Below are 7,450 nucleotides of genomic sequence, written 5' to 3'. Positions count from 1 at the left end.
CTGCTGCTCGCCGCCGCTCAGGGTGCCCCAGCTTCGGTCGGCGAGGTCGGTGCCGCCGACCTGGGCGAGCGATTCGGCGACAATGCGCAGGTCCTCGGCGCCGTCGAAGCCGCCGAAGATTCCGGAGCGGTACGGAATACGACCGAGGAGGACGACCTCGCGCACGAGCAGGTCGATCGTGGGGCTCGCGTTCTGCTCGAGGAGGGCGATCCGGCGGGCGGTTTCGCGTCGGCCGAGGGTCGCCAGGGGTGCGTCGTCGAGGGTGATCCGCCCGCTCGTCGGGGTGTGCAGGCCCGCGATGAGGCGCAGCAGTGTGGACTTTCCCGCGCCGTTCGGGCCGAGCAGGCCCGTCACCGAGCCGGTCGGAATGATCGCGGAGACGTCGTCCAGGATCGCGCGCCCGCCGACGCGGAACGACACCCGCTCGATGACTACACCCATGAAACGGACTTCCGGCTCTTGATCAGCGCGATGAACACCGGAACCCCGATCAGGGCGGTGATGATGCCCACCGGCAGCTCGCGCGGGTCGAAGACCGTTCGGGCGAGGGTGTCCGCGATCACGAGGAACACCGCGCCATATACCGCGACGAGCGGCAGCAGCCTGCGGTGCCCCGGCCCGCTGAGCCCGCGCACGAGGTGCGGGAGGATCAGCCCGACGAACCCGATCGCACCGCTCACGGCGACCATCGCCCCGGTCAGCAGTGCCACCGTGCCGAGGAGCGCCCACCGGGTGCGGTTGACGTCGACTCCGAGCGAGGCCGCGGCGGTGTCGCCGAAGGCGAAGGCGTCCAGCCGGCTCGCGGCGAGCACGAGCCCGGTGCCGGCGAGGAGGAGCGCGCTCCCGGCGATGAGGACCGTGGCCCAGGAACTGCCGGCGAGGGAGCCGAGCAGCCAGTTCAGGATCTCCCGGTAGGAGTCGCCCTTGGCCGACCAGAAGATCACGAAGGAGGTGCCCGCCGCGCCGAGCTGGGCGATCGCGAGGCCGGCGAGCACGGCCCGGCCGGGCGTGATCGTTCCGCCGACCCTGGCAATGGAGAGCGTCGCGATGAGCGCGGCGAGTGCGCCGGCGAAGGCGGCGAGCGGGAGTGCGACCCCGACGCCGAGAATCACGACGCAGACCGCGCCGAGCGACGCCCCTGAGGACAGCCCGAGAAGGTACGGGTCGGCGAGCGGGTTGCGGGTCACGCTCTGCATGACCGCGCCGCTCAGGGCGAGGCCCGCACCGACGAACGCCGCGGTCAGCACCCGGGGGAGCCGCAGCTGCCAGACGATCGCGTCAGTGAGGACGGGCACCGTGCCGGAGTGCGGGAAGCCGAGGTGCGCCGCGAGGCTGCCTGCGACATCCGCCAGGTTCACCGGAGCGGGCCCGATCGTCACGGCCAGCGCGGAGACGAGCACAAGCGCGGCCAGGGCGAGCGCGAGCCACAGCCCGAAGCGGCCGTTCCGGCGAGCGGATGCGGCCGGCCGGGTCCGTCCCGCCACGGAGTCCGTGCCCGCAGTCACCGACTACTTGCTCAGCGAGTTGAGGTCGGCCAGCTGGTCGATCGTCGTTGCCGCGGCCTCGACGTTGCGGATGCCGGCCTCCGTCGAAGCGAACGGGAGGGTGATGTACCGCTTGTTCTTCACCGCGGTGAGGTTCTTCGTCGCGGGGTTGGTCTCGAGGGTCTTGATCTTCGACTCTGCCGTGTTCCAGGTCGCGTCGACGAGCACGATCACGCTCGGATCGGCAGCGACGACGGATTCCCAGCCGACGGAGGTCCGGGTGTCCTTCACGCTCGCGAAGACGTTCGTGAGTCCGGCGGCATCCATGATCATCTGCGGCGCACCGATCCCGGCACCGACGTACGGGCTGTCGACGCCGCTCGAATACCAGAGCGCAGAGGTCTTCGTCGTCGCGGGGGAGAGCGTCGTGAGCTCCTTGCGCTGGGTGGCGACGAGCCGTGCGGCTGCCTCGGGGGCCCCGAAAACGGCGCCGGCCTGGGTGATCTCCCCGAAGACGGTGTCGAAGGTGAGCGGATTGGGCTGGTCGGCGCCCTTGCAGGCCGACGGCGCGACATAGCTGCCGATGCCGACCGCGGCGAGGGTGTCGCGGGTGCCGACGCCGTCAGCGGCGAAGTTGGACTCCCACCCGCCGAAGACGAAATCAGGGTTCAGGGCGAGCACGGCCTCCTGGCTGGGCAGGAAGTCGCTGACGACCTTGAGGTTGGTGCCGATCGAGCTGAGCGCCTGCGGGAGCGGACCGTCGAGGAACGCGGTGCCGACGATCTTGTCGCCGAGGCCGAGCGCGAGGAGAAGTTCCGTGGCCGAGGACTTGATCGACACGATCCGGCTCGGGGCCTTCGTGACCGTGACCGTCGTGCCGCAGTTCTCGATCGTGAGCGGGTAGGCCGGCTTCGACGTCGGGGTGGGGCTGGCCGTGACCGCATCCGGGGCGGGGCCTGCGGGAATCGGGCTCGTGGTCGCGCAGCCTCCGAGGAGGGCGGTGAGCGCCGTGGCAGCAATGAGCGCCGGCCAGGCGCGAGAAGCGCGGGGCCCGCGGAAGAACGGGAGACGTGTCATGAGACCTTCGGTGGCCGGGCGGGACTTTCTGAATGGTACCAGCGCCGGATAACGGTTTCGCTGAGTGCTTGCCTCCCGGCCCGTTGGGCGACAGGATGATCCACACGCACTCAGCACGCCGGACGTTTCGGCGGACGTTTCAGTTATCTCGCAGTAGTGACTTGGTGGAGGCAGACATGTCCGACGGATCCAATACCCCGGCCAGCGCGAAGATCCGCGCGGATGCGGCCGGCAAGGGCGGGAACATCGTGAGAGCCGCGATCACCCAGGCCACCTGGACCGGCGACGAAGCGTCGATGATCGCCAAGCACGAGGGATTCGTGCGCTCTGCGGCCGCGCAGGGAGCGCAGGTGATCTGCTTCCAGGAGCTCTTCCACGGCCCCTACTTCGGCATCATCCAGGACCCCCAGTACTACGGCTACGCGACGAGCGTTCCGGGCCCCCTCGTCGAACGGTTCCAGGCGCTCGCCGCAGAGCACCACATCGTGATCGTGCTTCCGGTCTACGAGGAGGAGCAGGCAGGCGTGCTCTACAACACCGCCGCCGTGATCGACGCCGACGGGAGCTACCTCGGCAAGTACCGCAAGCACCACATCCCGCACCTCCCGCAGTTCTGGGAGAAGTTCTACTTCCGTCCCGGCAACCTCGACTACCCGGTCTTCGACACCGCGGTCGGCAAGATCGGCGTCTACATCTGCTACGACCGGCACTTCCCGGAGGGCTGGCGCATCCTCGGCCTGAACGGCGCCGAGATCGTCTTCAACCCCTCGGCCACCAAGCCCGGCCTGTCCAACCGGCTCTGGGAACTCGAACAGCCGGCCGCGGCGGTCGCCAACCAGTACTTCATCGGCGCCAACAACCGGATCGGCACCGAAACCGAGGAATTCGGCGACGAGGCCGTCACCTTCTACGGCAGCTCCTACTTCGTCGACCCGCGCGGCAACTACGTCGGCGCCATCGCCTCGACCGACACCGACGAGATCGTGATCCGCGACCTCGACCTGGGCCTCATCCGCGAGACGCGCAACTCCTGGCAGTTCTACCGCGACCGCAGGCCGGACTCCTACGACCCGATCGCCCGCGCATGAGCGCCCGGGTGGGGCGCACCCTGATCCGGGGCGGCACTGTGGTCAGCTCGACCGGCCGCTCAGAAGCGGATGTCCTCATCGACGGCGAGAAGATCGTCGCGGTGCTCGCCCCCGGCTCCGCCATTTTCGGGTTCGACGTCGCGGCATCCGCCGACACGGTGATCGACGCGACCGGGAAGTACGTGATCCCCGGCGGCATCGACGCGCACACCCACATGGAGCTGCCGTTCGGCGGCACCGCGGCCTCAGACACCTTCGAGACCGGCACCCGCGCGGCCGCGTGGGGCGGCACGACGACGATCATCGACTTCGCCGTGCAGAGCTACGGGCAGCGTGTCTTCGACGGCCTCGCGACCTGGCACGACAAGGCGGCGGGGAACTGCGCCATCGACTACGGCTTCCACCAGATCATCGGCGACCTCAACACGGACTCGCTGCAGGCCATGGACGGGCTGCTCGCCGAGGGCGTGTCGAGCTTCAAGCTCTTCATGGCCTACCCGGGCGTCTTCTACTCCGACGACGCGCAGATCCTCCGGGCGATGCAGAAGTCGGCGGAGACCGGGCTCATGACGATGATGCACGCCGAGAACGGGCCGGCGATCGACGTGCTCGTCGGTCAACTCCTCGCAGAGGGCAAGACCGACCCGTACTATCACGGCATCGCGCGGGCCTGGCAGCTCGAGGAGGAGGCCACCCACCGGGCGATCATGCTCGCCGACCTGACCGGGGCGCCACTGTACGTCGTGCACGTCAGCGCGAAGCAGGCCGTCGCGCAGCTCGCGGCGGCCCGCTCCCGCGGCAAGAACGTTTTCGGGGAGACCTGCCCGCAGTACCTCTACCTCTCCCTCGAGGAGAACCTCGGCGCCCCGGGCTTCGAGGGCGCGAAGTGGGTGTGCTCCACGCCGCTGCGCAGCCGCGCGGAGGGGCACCAGGAGGAGCTCTGGCAGAGCCTCCGAACCAACGAACTGCAGCTCGTCTCGACCGACCACTGCCCGTTCTGCATGAAGGGCCAGAAAGACCTCGGCCTCGGCGACTTCTCGAAGATCCCGAACGGGATCGGCTCGGTCGAGCACCGCCTCGACCTGCTCTACCAGGGCGTCGTCGAGGGGCGGATCACCCTCGAACGCTGGGTCGAGCTGACCTCGACGACCCCGGCGCGGATGTTCGGCCTCTACGGCACCAAGGGCGTGATCCAGCCGGGGGCGGATGCCGACGTGGTCCTCTACGACCCGGCCGGGCACACCTCGATCGGGCTGGGCAAGACCCACCACATGAACATGGACCACGCCGCCTGGGAAGGGTACGAGATCGACGGGCACGTCGACACGGTGCTCAGCCGGGGCAAGGTCATCGTCGACGGCAACAGCTACCTCGGGGCGAAGGGCGACGGGCGGTACCTGCCGCGCGGCCTGAGCCAGTACCTGATCTAGGCGCGCCGGCCAGGCATCCGCCACCCACCGCCCACCACCGACAGAGCGCAGGGAACCCCATGGACTTCGGAGCAGTGCTGCAGACCAACCCGCCATCGGCCAGGGTCGTGCAGCTCGCGCAGCTCGCAGAGGCCTACGGCTTCAGCCACGTCTGGACCTTCGACTCGCACCTGCTCTGGCAGGAACCGTACGTGATCCACAGCCGCATCCTCGCCGAGACCCGCAAGATCATGGTCGGGCCGATGGTCACGAACCCGTCCACCCGCGACTGGACCGTCACCGCATCGACCTTCGCGACCCTCAACGAGATGTACGGCAACCGCACGATCTGCGGCATCGGGCGTGGCGACTCCGCCGTGCGCGTCACGAACGGCGCCCCCGCGACGCTCAAGACCCTGCGGGAGGCGATCCACGTCATCCGCGAGCTCGGCAACTCCCGCGCCGTCGAGTACAACGGCGCCACCCTCCGCTTTCCGTGGAGCTTCGGCAGCTCCCTCGAGGTGTGGGTCGCCGCGTACGGGCCGCTCGCGCTCAAGCTCACGGGAGAGGTCGGGGACGGATTCATCCTGCAGATGGCCGACCTCGACGTTGCCGAGTGGATGATCAGCACGGTGCGGAAGGCGGCGGCAGCGGCAGGCCGGGACCCGGCATCCGTGAAATTCTGCGTCGCCGCCCCGATGTACATCGGAGAGGACTGGGAGCACATGCGCAACCAGTGCCGCTGGTTCGGCGGCATGGTCGGCAACCACGTCGCCGACATCGTCGCCAAGTACGGCGCCGACTCCGCGGTCCCGCGCGCCCTCACCGACTACATCGCCGGGCGCGAAGGCTACGACTACAACCAGCACGGCCGCGCGGGCAACACCCACGCCGACTTCGTGCCCGACGAGATCGTCGACCGGTTCTGCGTGCTCGGCACCAAAGCGGATCACATCAGGAAGCTCGAGGCACTCCGCGAGCTGGGTGTCGACCAGTTCGCCGGGTACCTGCAGCACGACAACAAGGAAGAGACCCTGCGTGTGTACGGTGAGAGCATCATCCCGGCGCTCAACACAGCGCCCGCCGCGAAGATCTGAGAATGGCAGCCCGGGTGCGAGAACAAGGAGAACCGCTGTGACTGATACCGATCGGCTCGACGAACTCACCGTCGACCTCGACCTCGCCCACGTGTTCCATTCCTGGTCGGCCCAGGGCGGCGGACGCACCCCGTTCGTCCTCGCCGGCGGGCTCGGAACCCGGGTCTGGGACCACTCCGGCACCACGTTTCTCGACTTCTCCAGCCAGCTGGTCAACCTCAACATCGGCCACCAGCATCCGGCCGTCGTGCGCGCGATCGTCGAACAGGCCGGCCTGCTCGCCACGGTCGCGCCCGCGACGGCCAACCTCACCCGCGGCCAGGCCGCGAGCCGCATCGTCGCCCGCGCGCCCGACGGCTTCCACAAGGTGTTCTTCACCAACGGCGGGGCGGATGCGAATGAGAACGCGATCCGGCTGGCCCGGTTGCACACCGGTCGCGACAAGATCCTCTCGACCTATCGCTCGTACCACGGCAACACCGGGGCCGCGATCGTCGCGACGGGGGACTGGCGCCGGGTACCGAACGAGTTCGCGCGCGGGCACGCGCATTTCTTCGGCCCGTACCTCTACCGCAGCGACTTCTGGGCCACGACCCCGGAGCAGGAGTGCGAGCGCGCCCTGCGGCACCTCGAGCGCGTGATCCAGAGCGAGGGGCCGAGCGGGATCGCCGCCGTGCTGCTCGAGACGATCCCGGGCACCGCGGGCGTGCTGCTCCCGCCGCCCGGATACCTGCCGGGGGTGCGCGCCCTGTGCGACCGCTACGGCATCCTGCTGATCCTCGACGAGGTGATGGCGGGCTTCGGCCGCACCGGCAGCTGGCTCGCCCTCGATCTCTACGACGTGGTGCCCGACCTGATCACCTTCGCGAAGGGCGTCAACTCGGGGTACGTGCCCGCGGGCGGGGTGATCATCCCGGATTCGATCGCGAACGACTTCGACACGACCGTGTTCCCCGGCGGACTCACCTACAGCGGGCATCCGCTCGCCATGGCCGCGATCGTGGCGACGCTCGACGCGATGGAGGCGGAGGGGATCGTCGACAACGCGGCCAGGATCGGGAGGGACGTGCTCGCGCCGGGGCTCGCGGAGCTTGCGGAGCGGCACCCGATCATCGGTGAGGTGCGCGGCGTCGGCGTGTTCTGGGCGCTCGAACTGGTCGCGGACCGCGCGACCAGGGAACCGGTGGGAGCCGGGGTGATGGCGAAGATCAAGGCCGGGCTGCTCGCCCTGACCCTGGTCGGGGCCACGATGGCCACGTTCACCCAGCCGGCGATCGCCGTGACCCCACCACGGG

At 69.3% G+C, this 7,450-nt stretch carries 7 protein-coding genes; 4 read left to right on the top strand and 3 right to left on the bottom strand.

Annotated features, from left to right (window positions below; genetic code table 11):
* The 3 genes from QN345_RS13340 to QN345_RS13330 form a co-directional block, all read right to left on the bottom strand.
* The coding region (locus QN345_RS13340) for an ABC transporter ATP-binding protein (RefSeq protein ID WP_323505222.1) at positions 1-441 on the bottom strand (441 nt) is incomplete at its 3' end.
* Complete coding sequence (locus QN345_RS13335; RefSeq protein WP_198413455.1) at positions 432-1,505, bottom strand: putative F420-0 ABC transporter permease subunit; 1,074 nt, start codon at positions 1,503-1,505, stop codon at positions 432-434. The genes QN345_RS13340 and QN345_RS13335, both read right to left, overlap by 10 nt.
* A 3-nt stretch (positions 1,506-1,508) precedes the next feature.
* Positions 1,509-2,561, bottom strand: a complete 1,053-nt coding sequence (locus QN345_RS13330) for a putative F420-0 ABC transporter substrate-binding protein (RefSeq protein ID WP_322189124.1) — start codon at positions 2,559-2,561, stop codon at positions 1,509-1,511.
* 176 nt (positions 2,562-2,737) lie between these two features.
* Between QN345_RS13330 and QN345_RS13325 the strand changes: the two genes are divergently transcribed.
* From QN345_RS13325 to QN345_RS13310, 4 genes are all read left to right on the top strand, one after another.
* Positions 2,738-3,649, top strand: a complete 912-nt coding sequence (locus tag QN345_RS13325) for a nitrilase-related carbon-nitrogen hydrolase (protein ID WP_134446198.1) — start codon at positions 2,738-2,740, stop codon at positions 3,647-3,649.
* A gap of 8 nt (positions 3,650-3,657) precedes the next feature.
* On the top strand, positions 3,658-5,079 hold the full coding sequence (hydA, locus tag QN345_RS13320; RefSeq protein ID WP_323508747.1) for a dihydropyrimidinase: 1,422 nt from the start codon (positions 3,658-3,660) through the stop codon (positions 5,077-5,079).
* Positions 5,080-5,138: 59 nt separating this feature from the next.
* On the top strand, positions 5,139-6,155 hold the full coding sequence (locus tag QN345_RS13315) for a TIGR03842 family LLM class F420-dependent oxidoreductase (RefSeq protein ID WP_134446199.1): 1,017 nt from the start codon (positions 5,139-5,141) through the stop codon (positions 6,153-6,155).
* A 37-nt stretch (positions 6,156-6,192) separates the two neighbouring features.
* Positions 6,193-7,450, top strand: a 1,258-nt coding sequence (locus QN345_RS13310; RefSeq protein WP_323508746.1) for an aspartate aminotransferase family protein, incomplete at its 3' end; no start/stop codon positions are given.

Source organism: Cryobacterium sp. 10I1 (genome assembly GCF_035019805.1).
Taxonomy (GTDB): domain Bacteria; phylum Actinomycetota; class Actinomycetes; order Actinomycetales; family Microbacteriaceae; genus Cryobacterium; species Cryobacterium glucosi.
Note: the sequence above shows the minus strand (reverse complement) of the source record. Positions and strands in the feature narration are given on the sequence as shown.